This is a genomic window from Vibrio sp. 2033, assembly GCF_033339735.1.
This window is the reverse complement of sequence record NZ_JAWOVC010000018.1, coordinates 75,050-100,654: the sequence shown is the minus strand read 5'-3', so window position 1 is coordinate 100,654 and position 25,605 is coordinate 75,050. Positions and strand designations below refer to the sequence as shown.

The following is a 25,605-nucleotide window of genomic DNA, read 5'->3' as shown; positions in this document are numbered from 1 at the left end:
AAGAATGTAAATTTAATGCAAATGGTAATACTTATCACTTATATTCACCCGCGAAATAATTAAGAGGGAATCGCATTCAACAAGCATGTGACCCGAAAAATAATAATCGGAGTGAAAGGATATGTTTACTAAGAGCCATTTGGCGCTAGTGATCGGTGCGGTGTTAGCAACACCTGCAGTGGCGGACGTTCAAACAGACGAACATGTAGTTGTAGAAGGTCGAGAGTTCGGCTACAAGGCGGATACAAACAGTACAGCAATGCGCATGGAAATGACGCAGCTGGAAACGCCAGGACAAGTAGCGGTTATCGATGAAACGGTAATTGATGAGCAGCGTGCAAGTACACTTGGTGAAGTGCTACGTAACGATGCAAGTGTTAGCGCGGGTGGTACAAGCCGTAACCGCGAACGTTTCTCTCTACGTGGTTTTGAGCTTAGCAGTTCAGACGGTTTTCTTCGTGATGGCCGTCAACACTGGTCACACTACCGTCAGCCAATTGAGCTTTTAGAGCGTGTTGAAGTGCTTAAAGGTCCATCAGGCCTGCTATACGGTAAATCTGAGCCGGGTGGCTTAGTAAACATGGTTTCGAAAAAACCAACAACTCAAACACAAGCTAGTTTGAGTCAAGATCTAGGTTCGAATGATCACTCACGTACTGTGCTTGATGTGAGTGGCGCGCTAAATGATGCAGAGACACTGCGCGCGCGCGCAATTTTTGCCAAAGAAAGCTACGGCTCTTGGCGCAGATACGGTGATGGCACTGAGCCAGAAACGGATCGTACGGTAGCAGGCCTAGTGGTTGAGTACGACATCACCGACAACTTTATGGTGTCAGCGCATTACGATCGCACGAAAGACGATGGTAGCGTGGACTCTGGCGCATACATTGTTGATGGCAAAGCGGTTCGCGGTGATAAGTACATTTGGGATGCGCAGTGGTCTGAAATTGATAACGAAGTAGAAAACTACGGTGTCGATATTAATGCGCAAGTCACGGATAACGTGAACGTAAAAGCAGGTTACAACCGCCAAGACTTTAAGCGTTTTGATGTAGAGTCTTACCCTAAGTTTGATCAGTATGAAGAGTTAAATACGATTAAGCATCGAGGCAACGATCGCTCCGATAATTGGGTATTTGATACTGCATATATAGATGTGACGACGGACTTTACTTTGTTCGGTACGGAAAACACGTTGTTAGTGGGCGCTAACTACTTAGATTACAGTTATGATCGCTTTATGGCATTTCATAATGAGGCGAGTATTGCGCCAGGAGAAACGGTGCCTAAGCCTAGCTATCGTAGTTCGAAGAAATCACCAACTGCTGAGTACGATACTTGGGGTATCTACGCGCAAAATATGATGACGATTAATGATTACTGGCAAGTGCTTGCAGGTGTTCGTTATGACGAAAAGCGTGATGATGAACTGACCGAAAACCAGGTTTCTCCAAAATTTGGTGTCATTTTCCACCCATCGACGAATGGCTCGGTTTACGTTCAGTATTCTGAAAGCTTCATGCCTCAAGGTGAAGTCAGCAACGGTAGTCGTACCTACATCAATGAAGGTGAGAAACTCGACGCTGAGCGTGGTATCTCTTATGAAATCGGTACGAAGTGGGAACTGTTTGATCAGCGTTTATTTGTATCTGGTGCTGTGTTTGATATCACGTTAGAGAACATCTCGCTGGATGTTGAAAGCGGCAAAGACGCGGGCGGCAATCTCCTACACAAGAAAACGCAAGGTGGTGAGCAAGTTCACAAAGGCGCTGAGTTAATGGCTCAAGGTTTTGTGACCCCAGAGTTGTCGCTAACCGCTTCTGCAATGTATTTGGATGCAGAGCTTAAGAAGGCAGAAAGATATGAGGGCAACCGCCCTGTAGACGTGCCAGAGTTCTCGGCAAGCCTATGGTCTAGCTACAAGGTTCAAGACAACACTAACTTAAACCTTGGTTTGATTTATGAAGGTGATCGCTACGGTGATGCAAAAAACACCTTCAAGAAAGATGGCTACGCTCGCGTTGATATGGGCGTGTCATACAAACATAAGTACGATGAAAACTTGGATATCATCGCTCGATTCAATGTCGAGAATTTATTCGATACCGACTACTTCGCAGGTGGTGGTAGCACGAATGGCGAGCAAAAAGGTGCGAGTGGGGTTGTGGTTGGAGAAAGCCGCAACTACATGGCAACAATCCAGTTCAAGTACTGATAACAATTTGATTATTAAAGGGGAAGGGTAGTCTTCCCCTTTGGTCGTTTTTGGAACACAGAAATATAACTCGTATGAATCTAATGAAATCAAGTATCGCTCTGTTGATATCATCGGTTTTGATTCCCGCTCACGCGGCGAACTTAAACGATGCACAAGCTGTGCAGAGTAAAACAAACCAGTCGTCGGCGGTAAGCCAAAAACGTATTGATGCAAGCGCAGAAAAATCACTTACTCTAGAAGCTGAAATTGAGCAGCTGCAAGAGGAAGTCGGTAACTTGAAGATTTATCGCGATCATCTTGCAAGCCTTGTTGAGAGCCAAAATCAAGAAGTTGATAGCTTGAACGAGCAAATTGAGCAGATTGCTCAAACTCGTCAAGGTGTCGTGCCTTTGATGTATCACATGCTTGAAGGCTTAAAAGCGCTCGTTGCTAACGACAAACCTATACGCAAAGCGCAACGTGAGGAACGAATTGCAAAGCTGGATTCCATGATGACGCGTGCAGACGTTGCGGATGCAGAGAAGTTTCGTCGTATTTTAGAAGCGTACCAAATTGAAATGGATTACGGCACCAAGCTTGGCGTTTACCAAGGCAAGATTAACCTGGGTGACAATGAAGCTGTGGAGGCGGACATTCTCTATTTAGGGCGTTTGTCTTTGGTAGCACGTAGCTTATCTGGTGAGACATTCTGGAGCTGGTCACAGCAACAACAAGCATGGCAACAAGTGGGTTCTGAGCAAAAATCAGAGCTAGATAAAGCGTTCGCTATGGCGAATAAACAGATCGCGCCGAGTATGTTAACTCTGCCAGTGTCGTTAACCGCTGCGGAGGGCAAATAAATGATGAAAAAATGGTTATCGGTTGCACTAATCTCGACAGCCGCATTAATGCCTCATACAACTGTTGCTAGTGATGCGTTGTTACAAAAGGCGCAGCAAGAAAATCGTCAACAGCAATCGCACAATGTCACGCGTGAATCAGGTTTTAAGAAAACAGAGCAAGAGCTACAGGCTATAAAGAATAAATTGGCCGCAGAGCGAGCTGCTCTTCAAGCAGAAGCGGATTCATTAAGTGTTACTTTCGGTGAAAACGAAGCGGAACTGGCGCAGCTAGAAGAAAAGCTACGTCTAGAAACCGGGAGCTTAGGTGAGCTATTTGGCGTCGTTCGCCAGAACGCAAAAGAGCTAGAGTCAGAGCTCAAGAGCTCAGTAACGGGTGTAGATGCAAACTCATATCAGAAAGATATCGATGCTATTGTTGCGGCTAAATCACTGCCAACGTTGACCCAACTTCAGGCGATGTGGCACAGCATGGAAGAACAAATCAAAGCAAGCGGTGAAATGGCAAACGTCTCTTTCACACTGCTAAATGGCGAAGGTCGTGAACAAACGGTTAATGGTGTTCGTCTTGGTTCTATGGCGCTGCTGGATGAGACTGGCTACGTTAAGTGGAATGGTCAACGCGGAGACGCGGTAAACTATCTTCGTCAGCCTGAGAACGGTCCAACAGCGAATACTATTTCCTCTGGTGACATTGATGCACTTGTCATTGATCCATCACGTGGCATTCTTCTTGAACAGCTTGCAAACTCACCGACTTTGGCTGATCGCCTAAATGCGGGTGGCGTTGTCGGTAAAATAATCCTTGGTTTATTGGCTATCGGCCTATTGATTGCGCTCGTACGTGGTGCATCACTGATGATTTCGCGCCAGAAAATCATGAAGCAACTGAAAACCCCAGCGCAGCCAGGAAACAACCCTTTGGGTCGCGTGCTTGCGGTATACCAGAAAGACAAGCATCGCAGCGTAGAAGCGTTAGAACTACGTCTTTTGGAAGCTGTTGTTGATGAGCAAACCCACCTAGAAAAAGGGTTGTCGATGCTTAAGCTTCTTGCTGCTCTAGCTCCTATGCTTGGCCTACTAGGCACGGTAACGGGTATGATCGAAACCTTCCAAGTCATCACTCAATTTGGTAATGGTGATCCGAAAGTAATGGCGGGTGGTATTTCAATGGCACTTGTGACTACCGTACTTGGCCTTGTTTCAGCCATGCCTTTGCTATTAGCGCACAACGTATTGAGCTCTCAAGCAGAAAATATTCGCAGTATCTTAGAAAAACAAGGCATCGGTTTAGTTGCAGAACAAGCTGAGCGTGATATGCCGAGTAACAAAAGCCATTCTAACACCTTAGCGGAGAACGCAGCGTAATGGAGCAGATCCTACTCAGCACATTGGGTTTGATCAGTGAGGATTGGGCCACAACCTTGATGAGCTTTATGCAGCAAGGTGGTCAAATCCTATGGTGGCTGGCCGCCGTCGTGGCGGTGTGCTGGCTGTTGGTTATGGAGCGAGTTATTTATCTCACAACGGTTTTCCCTGGGGTAAAAAAACAGCTTTGTGAGCAGTGGCAAGCAAGATCAGAGCACCACTCTTGGTACGCGCATCAAATCCGTGAAGGATGGATTGCAAAAGCGCAAATCGAACTGCGCCAAAACCTATCGACTATTAAGCTACTTGTGGCGGTTTGCCCAATGCTAGGGTTGTTAGGGACGGTGACAGGCATGATTACGGTGTTTGACGTAATGGCATCGCAAGGCAGCAGCAATCCGAAATTGATGGCTTCTGGTATCTCACTTGCTACGCTGCCAACCATGGCAGGTATGGTAGCAGCGCTTGCGGGCATGTTTATTCATGCTCGCCTCAGCAAAGTGTGTGAACGAAAAGCTATCCAGTTAGAACAATCTTTAAGGAGTCAAAAGTGAGACTCGGACGCAGACCTAACCAACAAGATGAAGCTCAAGTCGATTTAACCTCGATGCTTGATATCGTCTTCATCATGTTGATCTTCTTCATTGTGACCAGTTCGTTTGTACGTGAATCCGGTGTAGAAGTGAATCGCCCTCAGGCTTCTAATGTAGTAAGCCAAAAAGATGCGGGCATTTTTATCGCAGTAACGGCAGCGAATGATGTGTACATCGACAAACGAGTGGTTGATATTGAGCGTGTTGAGGCCTCTATTGAGCACTTGTTACTTGATCAGCCTGATGCCTCGTTAGTTATCCAAGCTGACGAGCATGCTTACAATGGCACTGTCGTGAAAGTGATGGACGCTGCAAAGGCGGCGGGTGTGAAGAACATTGCATTGGCGGCGGAGAAACCTTAATGGGCAGGCTGTTACTTGCACTACCAGCATCACTGTTAATTTCTGTGAGCTTGTTTAGCTTTATGGCGTGGATGGTTGATAAAGGCAACCAGCGTGCACCAGAAGCTTCAGAAGCCGTTCGTTTTGATATGGTGATGGTAGAGAATGACGCAGACGTGCAGCGTCGTCAACGTTCAGTGCCGGAGCAACCAGAACCACCTCAAGCGCCGGAGCCAATGGATCTGTCTCAAGCTGACACTCAAATGGAACCAATGAGTCAGATGACGCCAGTCAGTGCTTTAGGTTTAAACACTGCCCTTGAAGGTATCGCGATCAGTGCCCCAAACTTGAAGGGAACAATGGGCAACCAGCAAGCACTGCCGTTGTATCGTGTTGATCCTCGCTATCCAAGTAAGGCGCTGAAACGTAGAGTGGAAGGTTATGTCATTATGCGTTTCACGATCGATGCAACTGGACGACCAAAAGATATTGAAGTGATCGAGGCTGAGCCCGAGCGCATGTTTGAAAGGGAAGCAATCCGTGCGCTTAAAAAATGGAAGTATCAGCCAAAAGTTGAGGATGGTGTGTCAATTGAGCAGTTCGGACAAACCGCTAAAGTGGAGTTCAAGTTAGCCAAATGATGAAAAAATTCTTAATCGGTACGGTATTAAGCCTGAGTGCACTCTCAACCATTGCCAGTGAGTTAAGCCAATACACCGCAGCGAGAGTTCAACGAGCACACAACTTGGCTCAAGAGGAGAAACTAAAAGAAGCGATTTCATCTCTTGAAGCTATGGAGCTTTCTCGTGGATATGACCAAGCTTATGTCGCTCGAATGTTGGGTATTTTTTACTGGCAGAACGAGCAAACTCAAGCGGCGATTAAGCAACTTGAGTTGGCAGTCAATAGTGGTTTGCTACAAGATGAGCAAGCATGGCAAACCCGAAAAATGTTGGCTGATATACTGCTGAACGAGCAACGTTTTTCTAAGGCGTTACCTCATTACTATGCCTTGAGCCAAAACATTCCTAAAGGTCAACAAGCGCATGAGCTATGGCTACGTATTTCCCAATCTCATTATCAACTGAGTCAGTGGCAAAAAGTGCTTTCAGCAATGGCTCGTTATGAGAAATTTGGTCAGCCAGACAAGCTTGGCGCATTGTCGATAAAGCTTTCTGCTGAGCTAGAACTGAAAAAGTGGAAGCCGGCAATCTCGACCATCAAACGCTTAATAGTGATTGAACCTGAGCGAATTGAATGGTGGCGTCAGCTTGTTGCTCTATACCTACGGGTTGATGACAACAAACGTGCCCTAGACTCTTTGGCGTTGGCAAAACTGAAAGGGTTACAACTTAGCCAAGATGACTTAAAGCTGCTGGCACAATTGTACGCGAAACGAGGTATTCCTGAGAGAGCTGCGTTGGTGATGAACGAGCTAGAGGATGTAAACTCGAATAGTAAGCTAAAAGCTCAGCAAGCAACGTATTGGCAAATGGCAAAAGAGTGGGAAGAGTCTATTGATAGCTGGCGTATTGCAGCTCAGCTAGATAGGCAGTATTACTGGAACTATTCTCAACTGCTGGTGCAAGAAGGCCATTATAAAGATGCCATTGCCGCGCTCGATAATGTCAGAGGTCGTAAAGCGGATGTTGCACTTATCAAAACTCGCGCTTACTACAAACTTAAGCGGTTTGACGATGCGCTCGCTAATGCCAAAAGAGCGAATGAGATTAAGCCATCGAATCAGGCAAAAAGTTGGGTTAAGTATCTATCTCAGCTACGCAAAGTAGAATCGACGCAGGACTCATAGCGAACATTTTTATTAAATACCCGAGCTCAGTCTCGGGTATTTTTTTGTTTAAAGTAAACAATGTAAATTAAATGCCAATACGAATGATTATCACCTAAATTATGCCCCACATTTATTGGTGATGATTGTTTCTATGTTGCTTAAAAGCAAAGGTGTTCAAACTTGGGCTCGCCGCCTACATATCTATATTTCGATGGCTCTTCTCTTAGTTACGCTGTTTTTTGCAGTAACTGGTATTACCCTCAATCGCCCCGAATTGTTTGAACGCAGTGAACCTATCATTCAACAACATACTCTGACGGTTCCGCACTCAGTTCTATTCTCACATTCAGATACCTTTCAACCTAATCGTGAAGGGCTGGTGGCTTTCTTGACTAAAGAAACCGAGCTTCGCGGCACTCCCTCCGCACTAGATGTGTATACCGAAGTTGAGCAAGGTGAGTTGTTACTCGGAGAGCTTTCTATGGATTTTAAAGGCCCGGGTTATAACGCTACGGTCTTTATTGATATGACTACTGGTGCAGCAGACGTCGAAACGACGCACTACGGTATTGTTGCGCTGCTGAACGATCTACATAAAGGACGCAACAGTGGTGGGATTTGGAAGTGGTTTATCGACGTCACTGCGCTTTTGATGGTGTTTTTTGTTCTTACAGGCGTGTGCTTATTACTGCCTAAGAAGAAGACGCTCAGAACGTCAATGCAATGGATGAGCTTTGGTACGTTACTGTCGCTCGTAATTTATTTTGTTGCTGTTCCATAACAGCTTTTTTAGAGAACACTTATGTTGAACACAGGAAGATTTTTCCGCCGTAATCACTTTTGTAAAGCCGCTTTGATCGCGGCTTTTGCTCCTTTCTCTCTTTCCGCGGCGCCTATACCAGATAACGCGAAGGTCGACTTCGAACTCGAACTTCCAAAGATAGATACCTCAATGTATGCACGCCCTTATGTGGCGGTTTGGGTTGAAAACGATCAGCGTAAACCGGTTAAAACCATTCAGTTATGGGTAGGGAAAGACGAATGGTTAAAAGATCTACGCAGCTGGTGGAGAAAAGCGGGTCGTTATGATCGTGAACTTGTTGATGCGGTGACTTCTGCAACACGTCCTGCTGGTCAATACCGCTTTGTCTGGGATGGAACCAATGACGCAGGGAAGCGTTTGGAACAAGGAAATTACACGTTGTACGTCGAGGTCGTTCGTGAACACGGTGGGCGAAACTACTTACGTCAAAAAATAACGCTAGCGGACAGTGACGTGCGCTATGAGCTTAAACCAACACAAGAGACGGGTGTCATCACCGTCAATTATCAAGTTAAGTGATTAAAGGACACAACAATGAAAACCAAAATGAAAACAGTGGCATTGGCGAGTGTAATGGCAATGGGATTGGCTGTAACCACCACCGCACAAGCACATCCACGTTGGGTTCTGCCCTCTCACTTTACGGTTTCTAAAGAAGGCGGTGACTGGCTGACATTTGATGTTACTGCCTCTCACGGAACGTTTGTTTTTGATAAGCCTGCGGGTAGTGACCAGGCATTTGTGGTGATGCCGGATGGCCGCTCTGAGCGTCCTAACTTTGTTGTTCGTGGCAAGCGTCGCTCTATGTTTGATTTCTTTTTTACAGAAGAAGGCACGCACAAAGTTGCGATTAATAATCAGCCGAGCTACTACACACAATACAAAGCGGGCCGTCGTGATACGGTGAAATGGGCGCGAGCAAGCAAAGCTGAGCGTGGTGATGTGCTTCCCGAGCAAGCGCGTGATGTGGTTACTCAACTAAGTTACACCCGAGCAGAAAGCTACATTACGGTTGGTATGCCAACGGACAAAGCGTTGGAGATTGAAGGCAAAATGCTGGAGATGAAACCGATCACGCATCCATCGGACATCATTGAAGGTGAGCCTGTGACTTTCCAGTTTTTCTTTAACGGAGAGCCAAAAGAGGGCGTTACTGCTGAGATTACACGTGAAGGGACCATGTACCGAAACCATCAAGAACAAATCGATGTGGTGAGCGATAAAGATGGCAAAGTGATCTTCACGCCAGAAGTCGCCGGGCGCTACTTAATGAAAGCGAACTACAAAGGTGAATTGAAAGATAATCCATTGGCGGATAAAGCGAGTGCCAATGTTCACCTTACGTTTGAAACTCAACTTAACTAATCGAATTAGGCTCAGCAATTGCTGGGCCATTTTGGAATTATCATGAATAACACTTCTCTTCTAAAAGCGGTTTTGCTTTTTTCTGGATTTGCGTCCTTTCACGCTGCTGCACATTTTCCTCTGATGAGCTGTCACTTGGCGCAAGATAAAGTGATTTGTGAAGCGGGCTACTCGGATGGATCGACAGCGGTCGACTACGATGTCGAAATGTACGATTACGACGACAATCTGATCGCCAAAGAAAAAACAGATAAGCGTTCCATCGCAGAATTTACTCACCCTGAAACAGATTTCTATTTGGTATTTGATGCCGGACATGAAAGCCCGGTGGAAGTGGATATCGTTGAGCTGAAAGAGAAATGAGTGTAAAGAAAGTTCGCCCTGATGATGGTAACCGAGAAGGAAAGTGGGTCGCACTGACAATCGCAGCGATTCTCAGTTCAGCAGCCATACTTATGCCCTACCATCAGGTCGCGACTGAAAAGCCAGACATGCAGTCTCATCAAGTGTTAATCACGGATTTACATCAAAACGAGTTGGGGTTGATCGCTGAACTTAAGCTCGCTCATGAAGAGATTCGTGATTTGCAGTTAGATACCGGAACTTGGCCTGAGATATCTGATATGGAGGCTCTTTGGATTGCTCCTTTCGTGAAAGACCAAAACTGGAAGCGTAAAGGTTCTCATCAGTGGCAACGAATTGATGACGGTGTCTACATTGGCGTGAAGACCAGTGCCCAAGGCTCTGCTTCCATGCTGTTGGATAGCCGCAGTTCTCTAGCTGATATTTGGTTTAATGATTCTAGCCGTTCGTTAAATGTGGAGGGACTAAGCGATCTAGCTAAACGCCACGATTTCGGCTGGAAACAAATCATTCTGTCAGACTCTTCTTCCCACTCTCACGCCCATTAAGACAACATAATTGATAAGTACTATGATCAAACGCTCTCTTTTACGTCGTATTCTTACAGCCACCGCGTTATTGACGGTGTCTTCTACTGGCTTTGCTGCCGATAAACTCAGTATTGGTATTACGCTTCAACCTTATTACAGCTATGTTAAAGCCGTTGTTGGTGAGAAGGCGGACATCGTTCCTTTGGTTGATGCTGGTTTTAATCCTCACAACTATTTGCCACAACCTAATGATCTTAAGCGCTTAAATGAAATGGACGTAATAGTGATCAATGGTATTGGTCATGACGATTTTGCACTGAAAGTGATCAAGGCTTCTCAGCGTGATGATCTCGTGGTTATCGAAGCGAACAAAGAAGTGCCTTTATTGCCCGCTATGGGGCAGTCTGTTGGTCAAGGAGCAGTGAACCCTCACACCTTTGTCGGTCTATCAACAACCATTCAAAAGGTTTACACCATCGCGAGTGAGCTAAGCCAATTGGACCCAGACAATGCTACGTTCTATCGCCAAAATGCTCGTAAATACGCGAAAACATTTCGCCTGATGAAGCGTGATGCAATGTTGTCTCTTGGTGAGTTGGACACGGCTGGTATGAAGGTGGCGACAACCCACAATGCTTACGGATATATCCTTCAGGAGTTTGGTGTTGACGTTGCCGCTGTCATTGAGCCTGCTCATGGTGTAGAACCAAGTGCAAGTCAGCTACAGGAAACGATAGAGAAAATTCGTGAATCGGGCATTGATGTTCTGTTTTATGAGCTCAATATGCCGAATCGCTTTGTTGATACCATCGAAGAGGCGACTGGGGTGCAGCTTTATCGCTTTTCTCACATGACTCACGGTGAGTATGAGGCCGATAAAGTCGAGGTTGAGATGCGAGATAATGTGGAAACACTAATCGAAGCCATGAAGTTTGTGGCGAGTAAGCGAGCAGGGGAAAAGGCGTAATGACTGGACCTTCCGTTTCCTTAAGTAACGTGGGCCTAAAATACGCCGACAATATCATTTTGCAGAACATCAGCGCCGAATTCGAGAACGCGAAATGTCACGTGATTATGGGACCGAACGGCGGTGGTAAAACCTCTTTGCTTCGTTCGGTACTTGGACTCACGCCATTTTCGGGAAACATAGCGCTCAATTGGCCAGAACCATCAGCTGCATCGGGGAAGATAGGGTATGTGCCACAAAAAGCGATGTTTGAAGCAAGCCTCCCGTTAACCGTGATGGATTTTGTACTGCTTAACCAAACTCGTATCCCTCTATTTTGGCGACGTAAAACGAAACAAACTCAACATGCCCTGGCCCAGCTGGATCGCGTGGGTATGGCAACGCGTAGCGACCGTCGTATGGGGCAACTCTCTGGCGGTGAGCAACAGCGTGTTTTGTTTGCGCAAGCTTTACTGGATGAGCCCAATTTATTGGTTTTAGACGAACCTACAACTGGCATGGATGAGCAAGGTGTTCGATATCTTGAAGGTTTGATTCATGAAGTCGTTGGAGAGGGCAAAACGGTACTGGCAGTACACCATGACGTCACCGCAGTGCGCCGTTTAGACGCGCAGGTCCATGTCGTAAATCGTCAAATTGTGGCGTCAGGGCACCACTCAGATGTGTTAAGTCCTGATCGTATAGAAACATTATTCAAGCACTACACAGCAAAAGTGGAGGCTGCATAATGGATTGGTTACGAGAGTTAGCGGTTAGCGGCGTTGAAGCTGGATGGTTAAGCGATAGCTTTTCTTATGCTTTCATGGTGAACGCAATTGTGGCAGCGCTGATATTAGGACCATTACTTGGTGGTCTTGGGACATTAGTCATCGCCAAGCGACTGGCTTTTTTCTCTGAAGCGGTTGGGCACGCTGCGCTTACCGGAATCGCGATTGGTGTGTTGCTCGGTGAGCCGCCAGAGAATCCGATCATCGGATTGTTTAGCTTTTGTATGATTTTTGCGCTGTTGCTTCACTTTGTTCGTAATCGTACGAATGTACCTTACGACACACTGGTTGGGGTTTTTCTTGCACTAGCGTTAGCGGTTGGTGCTGCGCTGTTAATGTACGTTGCTCGCAAGATCAACATTCACATGTTGGAGAACGTGTTGTTTGGCTCGATCTTGACTGTGACGGACAACGATATCCTTATTTTAGCGATCAGTTGTTTGATCATATTACTGCTTCTTATTCCAACGTTTAACCGCATTTTGCTGACTTGTATTAGCCCGGATATTGCACGTGTACGCGGCTTTAATACCAGCTTTTATGATTACTTATTTGTCATGATGATCACCTTGGTCACCATCGCCGCGGTAAAGATTATTGGCGCTGTATTGGTTGGTGCATTGCTACTGATTCCTGGTGCAACGGCTCGGTTATTGACTAAACGCATGGGCAGTTTTGTTCTCCTTTCTTCTTTATTGGCAACCATTGCGTGTTTAGTAGGAACCATACTGCCGATGGAGCTTGAGCTACCAGTGCCATCAGGCGCATCCATCATCATTGTTTCTGCGGCATTTTTCCTAACAGCAACGGTTTACCGAATTATCCAAAAAGCGTAACCCTTTTTATAAAGTAATGAACATGAAGATAAAAAAATTAGCGATAACTTTTGGTTTGGTTATAGCGACGACACTTCCATCGTTGGCAAGCGCCAAAGACATTTTAACCAGCACTCCCGTCACGTACATGTTGTCTGAGCAACTCATGAAAGGTACAGGGATAGAGACTCAGTATCTGCCTCCAAAGCGTTACGGCGTTGAGCGTCTTGAAAACTGGTTCGCAAATAAAGGTACAGAGCAAGTTAAGCAAGCGGGTCAAGCCGCGACGGTTGCTATTACTCTTGGTGCGATTTGGAAACAAGACCCGACTTATGTTTACGCTCGACAGGGCAACATTCACTTGATTGAAATCGATGCATCGCAGGCCATTTCTCCTAGAGCTCAAGGAGTTGCAGTACTGACATTGGAAAACGGGTCAACATCGAAGTACGCGTGGCTTAACCCTACAAACTTAATCCGAATGGCGGGCATTGTTGGAGAGGATCTACAACGTGTATATCCTGAACACCAAAAGACGATTCAAACGAATCAACAGGCTCTTATGCTCAATGTGCGTGAACTGATCAACCAACAACAGGCAGAGATCTTCGATAAAGGCATCGATTCAGTGGTACTGATGAGTGAGTCACTAGAGGATTTTGCCTCTGGCAGCCAATTGTTTGTGGTTGGGCGCGAATTTAAGCCGGAACTCGAGTGGACAGAAGAAGACAAATTATCTTTAAAAGCTCAGTTTGAACAAGATAAAACGCTGTGGTTAGTGACGGATAAACGACCGTCGAAAACCTTGACATCGCTTATTAAACCGAGCCGCATACTGCAAATTGATGTTATTGACCGCTGGGGCGGTAAGGGTATCAAAACTGAGAAGCCACTCGCACGTTGGGAGATGTGACACGTAAAAAGCCACAGATTTTATGATGGGGAATGAAAAGTTCCCTATTTTTTTGTGATTTAATTCAAAACGTGAGCATTAATACCACTGGTTGCATAAGAAAGTGTTTGTTTCATTTCTATTTCATTACTACTTTGTTATGTGTTCGTTGCGATTGATTCGGATTTAATCTGTTTCTAAGCGAACCGGTACAAACAACTATACGGATGTTAACAATGAAAATGAAAACTCTAGCCGTTGCAGTGGCGGCACTAGCATGTGGTTCACAGGCCTTCGCAGCAGAAGTTTACAACAGCGATGGTACATCTTTATCGATCGGCGGTCACGTTTCAGTTGGCGTGGGTGAGTATTTCGAAGAAGAAGTAAAAGTTCACCAAGTATCTCCACGTATTAACGTTGCGGGTAAGAAAGACATTGGCAACGGTATTACTATCGATGCTAAAGGCGAATGGGCACTTAACTACCTAAATGGTGGTAGCCAGTCGTTTTCTACGCGTCTAGGTTACATCGGTGCAACTCATGAGCAGTACGGTCGCCTTGTTGCGGGTACTCAATGGTCACCGTACTACGATGTAGCTGGCGTTGCGGATCTACCAATCGCGTTTGCGAACGATTTCTTGTACAGCAACCACGGTAGCCTAGGTTCAGCTCGTGCTGATAAAATGCTTAGCTACCGTAAAGGTTTTGAATTTGGTGAAGGTTTTGCTTTCAACCTTGGTCTAGGTTGGCAGGGTAAGCAAACTAGCGAATACAAAGTAACAGATCAAATTAAGCCTGAAACAGTATTTGAAGATCGTGGTCAAATCGCACTAAGCGGTTCTGTTGCGGGCTTCGGTCTTGGCTACGTATACAGCGGCGGTGATGTTGAGAACTCTTCTATAGGTACTAAGACAGCTGAATCACACTTATTCTCTGTAAACTACGGTCAATACGGTTCAGGCCTTTACGCAGCGGTAGTATACGGTATGAACGAGTACTTCTACCAAATGCGTAAAGACACTTCTCAACTTGAAGCTCTTTTGGCATACGGCGTAAACGATTGGACATTCAGCGTTAACTACGAAGGCGTAGAAGACGAAGAAGACAACAAGACAGTTTCAAGCGAAACTGCGCTACAAGCAGAGTACGCTGTAACTCCTGCTTTCGTAACGTTTGCAGCTTACCAGTTTGATCTAGGTAACGACTACAACAATGAAGAGAACGACTACTGGACTCTAGGTGCTCGTTACTACTTCTAATAAATAGGCCAGTTTCTACTGCCTAAACACATTTATTGTGTTAACGCCTACTCGTTGTGAGTAGGCGTTTTTCTTTCTGCTATCCTTTGGCTATAAGAGACGCTGGTCATTCTGTGCTTAGGTAACCCCACTCCTTGTTTAGAGAGTGCGTCTATAAAAAATGCTCGCAACTTGCGGGCATTTTTGTTGTTAGAGATACAGTATTTATTAATACGCTTATTTTTTATCGAGTAAATCGAGGAAGAAGGCATACTCTAGCGCATCTTCTTTTAATCGCTTAAATCGACCAGATGCGCCGCCGTGTCCGGCTTCCATATCGGTTTTGAACAACAAGACGTTATCGTCTGTCTTCATTTCACGAAGTTTGGCGACCCACTTCATTGGTTCAAAGTACTGTACTTGAGAGTCGTGCAAGCCAGTCGTTACCAACATGTTCGGGTAGTTTTGCGCCTTGATGTTGTCGTAAGGCGAGTAACTCAACATATAGTCATAGTATGTTGAGTTATTTGGGTTACCCCATTCATCATACTCATTGGTGGTCAATGGAATTGATTCATCTAGCATAGTGGTTACCACGTCTACAAACGGAACATGTGCACCGATACCGCGGTACAGTTCTGGTGCTTGGTTGATGATAGCCCCCATTAAGAGACCTCCTGCAGAGCCACCAACAGCGAAGACTTTATCTTTCGCGCCGTAGCCTTGTTCAACCAAACCTTTAGTCACATCAATAAAGTCGTTGAATGTGTTTTGCTTGGTTAGTTTTTTACCGTCTTCATACCAAGGGCGGCCAAGCATTTCAGATCCACGAATATGAGCAATGGCGTAAACAAAGCCGCGATCCAATAGACTCAAACGTGTCGAGCGGAAAGTTGGCTCAATGGTTGCGCCATAAGATCCATAACCATATTGGTAGAGTGGATTCGTACCATCTTTCTTAAATAAGTCTTTACGATACACCAAAGAAACGGGTACTTCTTTACCGTCACGGGCTGTGACCATGATGCGTTCTGATTGGTAATTGTCAGGATTAAAATCACCAAGTACAGGTGTTTGCTTCATGATTTCTGACTCGCCCGTTGTTAGATCGAAATCGTAGTAGGTTCCTGGAGTGGTTAAACTGCTGTAATAAATACGAACTTTCTCGTTATCCAGCTCTAGGTTACCTGTCAAATAGGCAGCAAACGCATCGTCATTAAATGTGAGGGCGAATTCTTTTCCTGTTGAAAGCTGACGTACAGTGACGCTTGCTAGGCCGTTAGAGCGCTGCTCATAGACGATGTGATCATCGAATAACTCGAAGTCGACAAGTTGAGTGTTGTCGTCTGCGGCAATCACATCTTGCCATTTAGAGCGGTCATGCATGTCATTTTGATGAACTTTCATCAAACGGAAGTTGACGGCTTGGTAGTTAGTATAAATGTAGTACCAATCGCCTAGCTTAGAAATACTGTATTCAATGCCATCTTCACGAGGATAGAACGGTTTCGCCTTTGCTTTAGGGTTGTTCGCATCAATAATAGAGACCCCACTGGTTTCTGTACTCGAATGCCAGATATAAATATCTTCGCCATCTTTGCTTTTGCTTAGTGAGGTGTAATAGGCGCTGTCGGTTTCCTCAAAAATCAGCTCATCGCTGCTTTGTGGTGTGCCCAATACATGACGATAAACTTGGTAGCCCAATAAGGTCTGTGGATCTTTTTTGATGTAGTAAAAGGCGTTGTTATCGTTCTGCCATGCGACAGCGCTTGAGGCCCCTTCGATTTCATCTTGTAGGTAATTGCCTGTTGTCAGGTCTTTGATCTTAAGGGTGTACACGCGGCGGCTTAATGTGTCTTCGCCATACGCCAATAAGTTTTCATTCGGACTAACGTATAGGCCGCCGATACTGAAAAATTCATGTTCTTTTGCAAGTTCATTGACATCTAAAATGATTTGTTTGTCTTTGCCTGCAAAGTCTTTAGCTCGCAAATGGACTTCGTACTCGTTATCTCCGGTCACTTCACTGGAGTAGAAGTAGTTGCTTTTACGAACAGGTACTGAGTTGTCGTCTTTTGCGATGCGCCCTTTAATTTCTTCAAATAGCGTATCTTGAAGTGTTTCAGTGTGCTTTAGAACGGTTTCTGCGTACTGATTTTCTTTCTCTAGGTGCTGTAAAATTTCAGGGTCTTTACGTTCGTCGTCACGCATCCAGTAGTAGTTATCAACGCGGGTATCGCCATGAATAGTCATCGAGTGAGGGACTTTTTTCGCAACCGGAGCTTGAGTTTGTTGAGCAACGATCTGTGTTTGGGAGTATTGAGTCATGCTGGGGATTCCTTGATTGCTGCATCCGGCGACAAGCGCGACCGAGACGGCCAACGTAGTTAAAGTGAAACGCATCTGATTTTATCCTTATTGTACACCCAAGTGGCCTCATCCTGAGGGCTGGGCTTTCATTTTGTTAGTGGTTTTCAGTTGTCCATTCTTTGTTATGGGGTATACCGAAAAAGTGAGAATCCTCAATATTTCCGAGTTGGATACTCAATTTGAAGGAAGCTGAAAACACATTGTGTAAGCAGCTGTTATTTTTAACAAATATCAATTCGAAAGTTAAATCATTCTCATCGGGAAATCGATATAGTGTGATATGAAAAAAGGGACACACTTGTTGAGTGTGTCCCTTTTGGATTTTGAAAGTAAGCTGATAATGATCAGATAACTTGCGGTACTTCGTTTGAGTGATTGTGTGCTCGATTCACCCACATTAACCCAAGCATTGCAATTACCGACATTACCATCATCAAAATGCCCAAAGGCATCTGGTTATGCGCTGGAAATAGTGACGCGAGCAAAGTTGCGACACCTGCCCCCAAGTTTTGCATGCCACCCAATGTCGCGCCTGCTGTTCCTGCATGGTATGGGAATGGCGCAATCGCTCCAGTTGTTGCTGCTGGGAAGAGAATACCCGCACCCAAAAAATACACGGTTGCGCCTCCAACCAGCGTTAATGCCGTGGTTAAACCAAACAAGCCTGGGATGAGCACAATAGCAGAGCCTACAAAAATAGAGACCAAGCCTACATTTAGAGCACGACGCTCAGAGCGATGTCTTGCGATGTAGCTAGATAAGCCTGCACCCACCAAGTAACCTGGGATCGGCAATATAAACAGCAAACTTACCGTTGTTGCTGGTAATTCTAATACCCCACCTAACAACACCCCAGCCGCCGCTTCGAATACACCCACACCAGCGAATGTTGCAACCAGGCAAATCAAAAAGCCTTGAAAGCGACGGTCAGACAAAACGTGTTTGTAGCTTTTGGCTACTGGTTCGAATTTGCGTTTCTCTTTTGGTAGCGTCTCCATCATGCTTGTCATCATGGTGATCACAACCGCGATAGCAAATAGCGCTAAGAACAAGTAGCTCGACCGCCATCCGAAAGCTTCTGTTAGGTAACCGCCTAATACTGGTGCCATTAATGGTGAGAAAATCACACACATGCTAATTAAGCTGTTTGCTCTGTGTAGATCAGAGCCTTCAAAGCAATCGCGAGTCAGAGTGCGTGACATCGCACCGCCGCAGCCAATACCTAAGCCTTGGATAAAGCTACCAATCAAGAACCATTCAAATTGATGTGCAAATAATGCTACCAGTGTACCCACGATGTAGATAAGCAGCCCGACGATGATGATCGGTTTGCGTCCCAAGCGGTCCGATAGTGTGCCATACGCAAATTGCGACAAGCCATATGGGATTAGGTAACAAGCCATCACAGCTTGAAGTGATGACGCAGATACCAAAAACTCGCCCGCCATATGACCGATTGAAGGCACGTACATTGTCTGGGTCATTTGACCCACGGCAGTCAATATAGCGATTAAAAAGGTAAGTTTCGCTAATGGAAACGAAGCAGACATTTGCGTATCTCTCCAAAAAATTTAAGACGTAAAAACCCTTAGCGCTCTTTTATAGAGTGCCAACTGAATTCTTGTGTTGCGGGGGTATTTGCGCGAGATAATAGTGCTTGCTTGTATAATTAGCAATCGAAAAGTGTGAAGTTGAGCAAGATAAAAATCTATGATTTCAATTAGAAAAACTAATCCGATTTTGTTTTCAAAAAGAGATGCATTTCTTTGTCTAATTAAGTTAAATCTTTTACTTTTCGTGAATAGAATGAGCCTTATAGGTAACTGGTTTTAATGGTTAAAGTGCAAAAATAAAGCGTCTGCTCGGTTGATCTGAGTTCAAGATGAAACGAGTGAATAAAAGGTGGAGGAAGGCATCAGAAAGAAAAGGGAGCCGAAGCTCCCTTAGAAATGATTATGTCTATTCGCGCTCAGATGCGTATGCGTAAAGCATTTCTAGTGCGATGGTTGCTCCCGCTAGTGCGGTAACATCACTGTGGTCGTATGGAGGCGATACTTCGACAACATCCATACCCACGATATTCATGCCGGCTAAACCACGAATAATTTTCAGCGCTTTGTCTGAGTTCAAGCCACCACAAACTGGTGTACCAGTTCCCGGTGCGAAGGCCGGGTCTAAGCAGTCGATGTCAAAAGTGACATATACTGGCTTGTCTGCGACGGTGCGACGAATTTCTTCTAGGATCTCGTTCACCGACATGTCATTCGCTTGCATCGCATTAATCACATTGAAGCCGTGATCTTGCTGTTTGTACTCCGTACGAATGCCGATTTGTATTGAGTTCTTTGCTGAGATCAAACCTTCTTTCGGCGCATGGTAGAACATCGTACCGTGGTCGTATGAACTGCCATTTGCATAGGTGTCCGTATGAGCATCAAAGTGAATCAACGCCATTTGGCCATGATGCTTCGCATAGGCACGTAGGATAGGTAGCGTGATGAAGTGGTCACCGCCCAATCCCAACATGGTTTTACCACTTTTTAGAATTTCACTGGTTGCCGCTTCAAGGCGGTAAGTAAAATCTTCCGCATCACCGCAATCGAACACGAGATCACCTGCGTCGATCACTTTCAGTTTATCCAATACGTTGAAGCTCCACGGGAACTTCTTACCTTCCCATGCCAAGTTGACTGAGGCACGGCGAATTGCATCTGGACCCATACGCGCACCTGGACGACCAGATGTTGCCATGTCCAGAGGGACTCCCAACACCACAACGTCTGCGTCTGCCGATACCGGGTTACGAATGTACGGCAGACGTAAAAACGACATAGAGTTGGAGTAAAGCGAATAATCAGTTTTAGTAAACAAATCATTCATATCAGAAGTCCTCTAAATAGGTGTATCCTGCTAGACCTTGTTCTAGTTCTGCTAGGATTTGTGTTTGTTCATTGGCTTCAACTCGCTGTGAAACCAATTGTTTATAATTGTCACGAATCGCATCCACGTCGATATGAACGTAGCGCATCATGTCTTCTACACTATCACCTTCGTTGATGTAACTGATCTCAAATTGACCGTGTTCATCAACATTGACTACAGCACTGTGGGTATCACCAAATAGGTTGTGCATGTCACCAAGGATTTCTTGGTATGCGCCTACTAGAAAAAAGCCCATTAGGTACGGTTTGTCTTTGCTCCAAGCTGGTACAGGTAGCGTGCTCTCGATGCCTTGACCATCAACGTAGTGATCGATCGCGCCATCAGAGTCACATGTGATGTCCAACATCACTGCACGACGCTCTTCCGCCTCGCCCAGACCAGAAAGTGGCAGAACAGGGAACACCTGATCAATACCCCAAGCATCTGGTAGAGATTGGAAGAGAGAGAAGTTCACGAAGAACTTATCCGCAAGACGTTCGCTCAACTCGTCCAGAATCGGACGGTGGAAGCGATTCTTAGTGCTCATCTTGCGGCTTAATTCGAAGTAAATGCGCAGTGACAATTGTTCTGCCCACGCACGTTGCTCCAAGTTAAGCACGCCTGTAGCAAATTGAGAGTGCACTTCTGCCAAATCACTTTGGGTATCATTGTAAATCTCAATTAACGCACGAGCGTCTGTACCATCTTGTAAGTTTTCCCAGTTTCGCCACATGTTTTGTAGCAAAAGCGGAGCGTCATCATCAAGCTCATGTACTTCTTCCGGTAGGTACGATTCGGTACCAATTACGTTAGAAATCAATACAGCGTGGTGCGCTGTTAGCGAGCGACCCGATTCCGAAATGATCACTGGCATTGGTTGTTCGTATTGCAGACACACATCGCCCACTGTGTTGACGATATTACGTGCGTATTCTGCAAGTCCGTAGTTCATCGAATTCGATGATTGGCTGCGTGTGCCGTCATAATCCACTGCCAAGCCGCCGCCCACATCGAAGTACTCGATGTTTGCACCGAGTGCGCGTAGTTCGCAGTAGAAACGTGCAGACTCGTTCACACCATTGCGTACATCACGGATGTTTGCCATCTGTGAACCAAGGTGGAAGTGAACCAGTTGCATCGCGTCTAGGTTGCCTTCGCGTTTAAGACGTTCAATAACGCTAAGCACTTGCGATGCTGATAAACCAAACTTCGATTTTTCACCGCCACTTGCTTGCCATTTCCCTGCGCCTTGAGAGGCGAGGCGAATGCGTAAACCAAGGCGCGGTTTTACGCCCAAACTTTTCGCTTCTTCTAGTACCAGATCCAGCTCAGAAAGCTTCTCTAGTACGATGAATACCTTGTGACCCAGCTTTTCACCGATCAGTGCAAGACGCACATACTCACGGTCTTTGTAGCCATTACACACGATCACGGAGCTACCTTGTTGAGCCAATGCAAGTACCGCCAACAATTCTGGCTTGCTACCCGCTTCAAGACCAAGCTGCTTGGTTTCTAGTTGAGCTTGGCTCGCTAGAATTTCATCCACCACTTCACGTTGTTGGTTTACTTTAATTGGGTACACCAACAAGTATTTGTTTGGATATTGGTATTCTTCAATTGCTTGGTTGAATGCGTGGCAAATACCATGCACACGTTGGTGCACGATTTGCGGGAAGCGTACTAATACAGGCAGATTTAACTGCTTCGCTTCTAGCTCATTTACAATAGCGCTGAAAGGGATTTGATGTGCACGATCACTACGTGGTGATACATATACTTCGCCTTGGTCATCAATGCCGTAGAAACCTTGGCTCCAGTAGTGAACGTTGTAGTCCGCGCGGATGCGGTCTAATTTAGTTGCTTTTTCCAACTCGATTCTCACAAAAATGTACTTAACTCCTTAATTAATTAGAAGGAAAAGTACAAAAAAGCAAATCATGAGGTATTTACCTCATACCCTGACACGAACTCCGTGTGCGCGCATTAACGGATAAAAGGGCCCTTGAGTCTAATGATTAAAATCTATCATCTCGATTATGATTTGTTGTCGTCGCTACGTGTGAATATTTGTTTACCGAAGCGTCCATTCTGCTGTTATAGTTGGTCTGACCAGTAAGGATTCGGTCATGAAGCATCTCACTAAAATAAGGACATATTTTGCAGCTGCACAGAATTCAGGGGTACATTCAGACCATGTATCTCGCCGAATATCCCGATAAATTATTGTTGCTTGATGGTGCCAGTCGAGCAGACATTCCTCATCTTAAAGACTTTATTGAACATCAACTCCATCGTCCTTTTTCTGACCTAAAGTTGGTTGTTGTGACCCACATGCATCCAGACCATGCTGGTGGTGCGCACAAACTACGTGATTTAACAGGATGTAAGCTATTGGCCGCAAAGCGAGAGAGCCAGTGGTATAGCGGTGTAGACGGTTGGCTAATGCATTTGACCGATTTAATGTTAGCACGCTGGATGGCGAATCGGATGCGTAAACCAAAGCAAAACCTTTGGTATTCCCGCAAGTTAAATCCAGATATTGAACTTATTGATGGAGAGTTTATTCCTGGATTTGATGATTGGCAGGTGCTAGAAACGCTTGGGCATACCGACCGAGATCTGTCGGTTTATCATTCTGAACAAGATGTGCTGTATGTGGCGGATTTAATGGTGCAGGTGAAAAAGCATCTGATTGCGCCGTTTCCCATATTTCATCCGAATCAATATCGGCAATCATTAAAGCGTGTGTTTGAGATGAATCCGCAATGTTTGCTTTTGGCACATGGGGGAGAGGTGACTTTGGATGAAAAAGCGTATCAGCACATTTTGAATACAGCGCCGACTAAGCCAATGACGCACTGGCGAGTGACAAAAGTTAAAGCGAAGGGATTGTTGTTTGCGTTATTTCGTAGGAAATAGGCGAAGATAAAGCCAGACGAGTGATGCTCAACAAAAACGTTCGATCACTCATCTGAAGCTACGGGGTTAAGATGCCAATAAGTGAGATTGGCTAGGATCAACGAGCACTTTGTCTGCCATGCCCTGACGACCTAACAACATCATGTAAGTCATTTTTTCACGGTTAGTCAACGTAATGTCGATTGGCCATTGTTGGTCGCCCATACGCAGCATCGTTGTGATCACGCAGCGGTGCTCAAAAGTACCGTTAGAAGATTTAACCTTACGGTTTGCTTTTAGTTTCGCTGTGCAGCGAACCACTTGTTCTAAATGGTATACATCTGGGTGCAGATCGAATGCAACATAAGACTGACCATCTTTTTCAAAGCAATCAATATTGTCTACATGTAATGAAGAGGTTTGAGCGCCTGTATCAATACGCGCTTCAAGGTGAGTAATCCCTAACTCTGGCAAGCAAATAGCTTCGGCATTCCCAATGATCATTTTCTGATTCATAGTGTCATCCTAGCGACGAGTAACAAGAGAGCCGGTTTTTGGCTCTCTTGTGCGTTAAACAAAAATCAACCTTTACCGCGAGTACGGTTTGAATTTGGCTTAGCGTTTTTCTCGATAAAATCGAAGATCATACCTGCAATGTTTTTACCCGTTGCTAGTTCGATGCCCTCTAGACCAGGGGAAGAATTCACTTCCATTACCACTGGGCCATTTTTAGATTGAAGGATATCCACACCACAAAGGTTCAAGCCCATCACTTTCGCTGCATTTACAGCGGTCGCACGCTCTTCTTTGCTCAAACGCACGAGTTGTGCAGAGCCGCCACGGTGAAGGTTAGAACGGAACTCGCCTTCTTTTGCTTGGCGCTTCATTGCGGCGATTACTTTATTTCCGACAACAAAACAACGGATGTCCGCGCCTTTTGCTTCTTCGATAAATTCTTGCACCATGATGTTAGCTTTCAAACCCATGAAAGCTTCAATCACGCTTTCTGCCGCTTTATTTGTTTCAGCAAGTACAACACCAATGCCTTGAGTGCCTTCTAGCAATTTAATTACTAGAGGTGCGCCACCAACGTTTTTGATCACGTCCTGAATGTTGTCAGGATGGTGAGCAAAGCCAGTGCGTGGCAAACCGATGCCTTTACGTGATAGCAGTTGCAATGAGCGCAACTTGTCACGAGAGCGGCTGATCGCGACAGATTCGTTGACACAAAATGTACCCATCATTTCAAACTGACGTACAACAGCAGTGCCGTAAAACGTAATAGATGCCCCAATACGTGGAATAACAGCATCGTATTGCGGTAATTCTTCACCCTTGTAGCGGATCTTAGGGTTGTTGCTCGTAATGTCCATATAACAGTGAAGCGTGTCGATCACATCGATTTGATGCCCACGTTCTTCACCCGCCTGTTTTAGGCGCATGGTTGAATATAAATTCTCATTACGAGAGAGAATAGCAATACGCATGGCAATTCCTTAGTAAGTCAGTACCAAATTAAAATATAAGTATAGAGCATAGAATGCAGTAGGCAGGTGATCATGTTATGACATAACCTACTTACTTCAACGATTTAGAATTGTGGTTGAACAACCACGTCGTCAGAGGTGCGCACCTTAGGGCGTTTTTTTGTGAGATGAAAACGAAAAAGCATCGTCGACACGACAAAAATATTTTATCGAACGCTCACGCCTTGCGGTATGAGACTGTCAAGGGTGAGATAAATAAAATTGAGCAAAAATTTCATCGCTTTGTCACGAATTATCGCTTAAAAAAGCGGCCAATTTGACCGCTGTTTTTAGCTGTTTTGATAGTGACTTAAAAAAAGTTCCGCCGTTTGGGTAGCTAACAGCCTAGATTCTTCATTCGACAAAGAGGGGCGAATTCCCATTAACTGCGGCCAGAATGCACTGCCTTTAAGTAAGTTGTGCAATTGAGTGCTTGCTATATGTACATCATCAATTTGCAAAGCGCCACTGTTCGATTTCTCCGTAAGCCAGCGGTACAGGGCGGTTTCCTGTTTCGACATTTGTTCTGCTTGTTCTTTGAGATCTTCTGGCTTAAATAAGAAGTGCCCAAATGCCACTTTTGCCAGCTCAATATAGTTTGGTTCCGTCACCACAATGATCTCGCTGTAGAGTAATTCAATCAATTGATCTTTGAGTGGCAGAGTGGCCAAGCGTTTAATATCGCTTTCCATTATTGACGAACGCCAAAGCTCAGTCAGCAACTCCGTCACGATCGCTTCCTTAGAAGGGAAGTGATTATAGACCGTGCGCTTAGAGACTTGTGCGATTGCAGAGAGCTTATCCATGCTGGTGTTTTGCACCCCAAACTCTTGGAACGCTTGCCTTGCCGCGCACAAGATGGCTTCTCTTTTGGTTTCGCTACGACTTTTTCTTTTTACATTCATAAGCTTGCTAAGTTAAGAAGATCATTTCTTGATCTATTTTACACTAAGTAGTTTACTTTTGATAATTAGAATG

At 45.3% G+C, this 25,605-nt stretch carries 25 protein-coding genes; 18 read left to right on the top strand and 7 right to left on the bottom strand.

Annotated features, from left to right (window positions below; translation table 11 throughout):
- The first annotated feature begins 121 nt into the window (after positions 1-121).
- The 17 genes from R7P74_RS19810 (at position 122) to R7P74_RS19730 (ending at position 14,932) form a co-directional block, all read left to right on the top strand.
- Positions 122-2,215, top strand: a complete 2,094-nt coding sequence (locus R7P74_RS19810) for a TonB-dependent siderophore receptor (protein ID WP_318123109.1) — start codon at positions 122-124, stop codon at positions 2,213-2,215.
- A gap of 74 nt (positions 2,216-2,289) precedes the next feature.
- Positions 2,290-3,057, top strand: a complete 768-nt coding sequence (locus R7P74_RS19805; RefSeq protein WP_054574483.1) for a DUF3450 domain-containing protein — start codon at positions 2,290-2,292, stop codon at positions 3,055-3,057.
- Entirely contained in the window at positions 3,058-4,425 is a 1,368-nt protein-coding gene (locus tag R7P74_RS19800) for a MotA/TolQ/ExbB proton channel family protein (RefSeq protein WP_065275095.1), read from the top strand.
- The gene (locus R7P74_RS19795) at positions 4,425-4,979 is read left to right on the top strand and encodes a MotA/TolQ/ExbB proton channel family protein (protein WP_017635540.1); all 555 of its coding nucleotides are present in this window, start codon (positions 4,425-4,427) and stop codon (positions 4,977-4,979) included. The genes R7P74_RS19800 and R7P74_RS19795 overlap by 1 nt, the downstream gene beginning before the upstream one ends.
- Positions 4,976-5,380, top strand: coding sequence for an ExbD/TolR family protein (locus R7P74_RS19790; RefSeq protein WP_005374257.1), 405 nt, complete (start codon positions 4,976-4,978; stop codon positions 5,378-5,380). The genes R7P74_RS19795 and R7P74_RS19790 overlap by 4 nt, the downstream gene beginning before the upstream one ends.
- Positions 5,380-6,000, top strand: coding sequence for an energy transducer TonB (locus tag R7P74_RS19785; RefSeq protein WP_213872764.1), 621 nt, complete (start codon positions 5,380-5,382; stop codon positions 5,998-6,000). Before R7P74_RS19790 ends, R7P74_RS19785 begins: the two co-directional genes overlap by 1 nt.
- Positions 5,997-7,169, top strand: coding sequence for a tetratricopeptide repeat protein (locus R7P74_RS19780; protein ID WP_213886239.1), 1,173 nt, complete (start codon positions 5,997-5,999; stop codon positions 7,167-7,169). Before R7P74_RS19785 ends, R7P74_RS19780 begins: the two co-directional genes overlap by 4 nt.
- A gap of 133 nt (positions 7,170-7,302) precedes the next feature.
- On the top strand, positions 7,303-7,932 hold the full coding sequence (locus R7P74_RS19775; protein WP_005374254.1) for a PepSY-associated TM helix domain-containing protein: 630 nt from the start codon (positions 7,303-7,305) through the stop codon (positions 7,930-7,932).
- A 21-nt stretch (positions 7,933-7,953) separates the two neighbouring features.
- A complete protein-coding gene (locus tag R7P74_RS19770; protein ID WP_053349400.1) occupies positions 7,954-8,493 on the top strand; it encodes a DUF2271 domain-containing protein in 540 nt (179 codons plus the stop codon).
- Between the two features lie 15 nt (positions 8,494-8,508).
- On the top strand, positions 8,509-9,339 hold the full coding sequence (locus R7P74_RS19765; RefSeq protein WP_213886237.1) for a DUF4198 domain-containing protein: 831 nt from the start codon (positions 8,509-8,511) through the stop codon (positions 9,337-9,339).
- 42 nt (positions 9,340-9,381) lie between these two features.
- Positions 9,382-9,702: a hypothetical protein gene (locus R7P74_RS19760; protein WP_005374251.1), complete on the top strand. Its 321-nt coding sequence runs from the start codon at positions 9,382-9,384 to the stop codon at positions 9,700-9,702.
- Positions 9,699-10,250: a DUF6162 family protein gene (locus R7P74_RS19755; protein WP_054729635.1), complete on the top strand. Its 552-nt coding sequence runs from the start codon at positions 9,699-9,701 to the stop codon at positions 10,248-10,250. Before R7P74_RS19760 ends, R7P74_RS19755 begins: the two co-directional genes overlap by 4 nt.
- 22 nt (positions 10,251-10,272) lie before the next feature.
- Positions 10,273-11,199, top strand: a complete 927-nt coding sequence (locus tag R7P74_RS19750) for a metal ABC transporter solute-binding protein, Zn/Mn family (protein ID WP_005374249.1) — start codon at positions 10,273-10,275, stop codon at positions 11,197-11,199.
- Positions 11,199-11,927 (top strand): metal ABC transporter ATP-binding protein, encoded by a 729-nt coding sequence (locus tag R7P74_RS19745; RefSeq protein WP_017635536.1) that lies wholly within the window; start codon positions 11,199-11,201, stop codon positions 11,925-11,927. The genes R7P74_RS19750 and R7P74_RS19745 overlap by 1 nt, the downstream gene beginning before the upstream one ends.
- On the top strand, positions 11,927-12,802 hold the full coding sequence (locus R7P74_RS19740; protein ID WP_005393560.1) for a metal ABC transporter permease: 876 nt from the start codon (positions 11,927-11,929) through the stop codon (positions 12,800-12,802). The genes R7P74_RS19745 and R7P74_RS19740 overlap by 1 nt, the downstream gene beginning before the upstream one ends.
- A 22-nt stretch (positions 12,803-12,824) precedes the next feature.
- Entirely contained in the window at positions 12,825-13,694 is an 870-nt protein-coding gene (locus tag R7P74_RS19735; protein ID WP_318123107.1) for a metal ABC transporter solute-binding protein, Zn/Mn family, read from the top strand.
- A gap of 215 nt (positions 13,695-13,909) precedes the next feature.
- Positions 13,910-14,932, top strand: a complete 1,023-nt coding sequence (locus tag R7P74_RS19730) for a porin (RefSeq protein ID WP_318123105.1) — start codon at positions 13,910-13,912, stop codon at positions 14,930-14,932.
- A gap of 216 nt (positions 14,933-15,148) precedes the next feature.
- On the opposite strand, the gene R7P74_RS19725 is transcribed toward R7P74_RS19730, so the two are convergent.
- From R7P74_RS19725 to speA, 4 genes are all read right to left on the bottom strand, one after another.
- Positions 15,149-17,314 carry a S9 family peptidase gene (locus R7P74_RS19725; protein ID WP_318123103.1) on the bottom strand — a complete coding sequence of 722 codons (2,166 nt, stop codon included), beginning with the start codon at positions 17,312-17,314 and terminating at the stop codon, positions 15,149-15,151.
- Positions 17,315-17,625: 311 nt separating this feature from the next.
- A complete protein-coding gene (emrD, locus tag R7P74_RS19720) occupies positions 17,626-18,831 on the bottom strand; it encodes a multidrug efflux MFS transporter EmrD (protein ID WP_225474141.1) in 1,206 nt (401 codons plus the stop codon).
- Between the two features lie 409 nt (positions 18,832-19,240).
- Positions 19,241-20,161 (bottom strand): agmatinase, encoded by a 921-nt coding sequence (speB, locus tag R7P74_RS19715; RefSeq protein ID WP_005374233.1) that lies wholly within the window; start codon positions 20,159-20,161, stop codon positions 19,241-19,243.
- Position 20,162: 1 nt separating this feature from the next.
- Positions 20,163-22,073: an arginine decarboxylase gene (speA, locus tag R7P74_RS19710; protein WP_047102851.1), complete on the bottom strand. Its 1,911-nt coding sequence runs from the start codon at positions 22,071-22,073 to the stop codon at positions 20,163-20,165.
- A 323-nt stretch (positions 22,074-22,396) separates the two neighbouring features.
- Between speA and R7P74_RS19705 the strand changes: the two genes are divergently transcribed.
- Positions 22,397-23,122, top strand: a complete 726-nt coding sequence (locus R7P74_RS19705; protein ID WP_005384195.1) for an MBL fold metallo-hydrolase — start codon at positions 22,397-22,399, stop codon at positions 23,120-23,122.
- A gap of 66 nt (positions 23,123-23,188) precedes the next feature.
- On the opposite strand, the gene R7P74_RS19700 is transcribed toward R7P74_RS19705, so the two are convergent.
- The 3 genes from R7P74_RS19700 to R7P74_RS19690 form a co-directional block, all read right to left on the bottom strand.
- Positions 23,189-23,617 carry an ATP-dependent zinc protease family protein gene (locus R7P74_RS19700; protein WP_005384193.1) on the bottom strand — a complete coding sequence of 143 codons (429 nt, stop codon included), beginning with the start codon at positions 23,615-23,617 and terminating at the stop codon, positions 23,189-23,191.
- A gap of 65 nt (positions 23,618-23,682) precedes the next feature.
- Positions 23,683-24,588 carry a 30S ribosomal protein S6--L-glutamate ligase gene (rimK, locus tag R7P74_RS19695; RefSeq protein ID WP_005374224.1) on the bottom strand — a complete coding sequence of 302 codons (906 nt, stop codon included), beginning with the start codon at positions 24,586-24,588 and terminating at the stop codon, positions 23,683-23,685.
- A gap of 329 nt (positions 24,589-24,917) precedes the next feature.
- Positions 24,918-25,532, bottom strand: a complete 615-nt coding sequence (locus R7P74_RS19690; RefSeq protein ID WP_137282875.1) for a TetR/AcrR family transcriptional regulator — start codon at positions 25,530-25,532, stop codon at positions 24,918-24,920.
- Positions 25,533-25,605 lie beyond the last annotated feature (73 nt).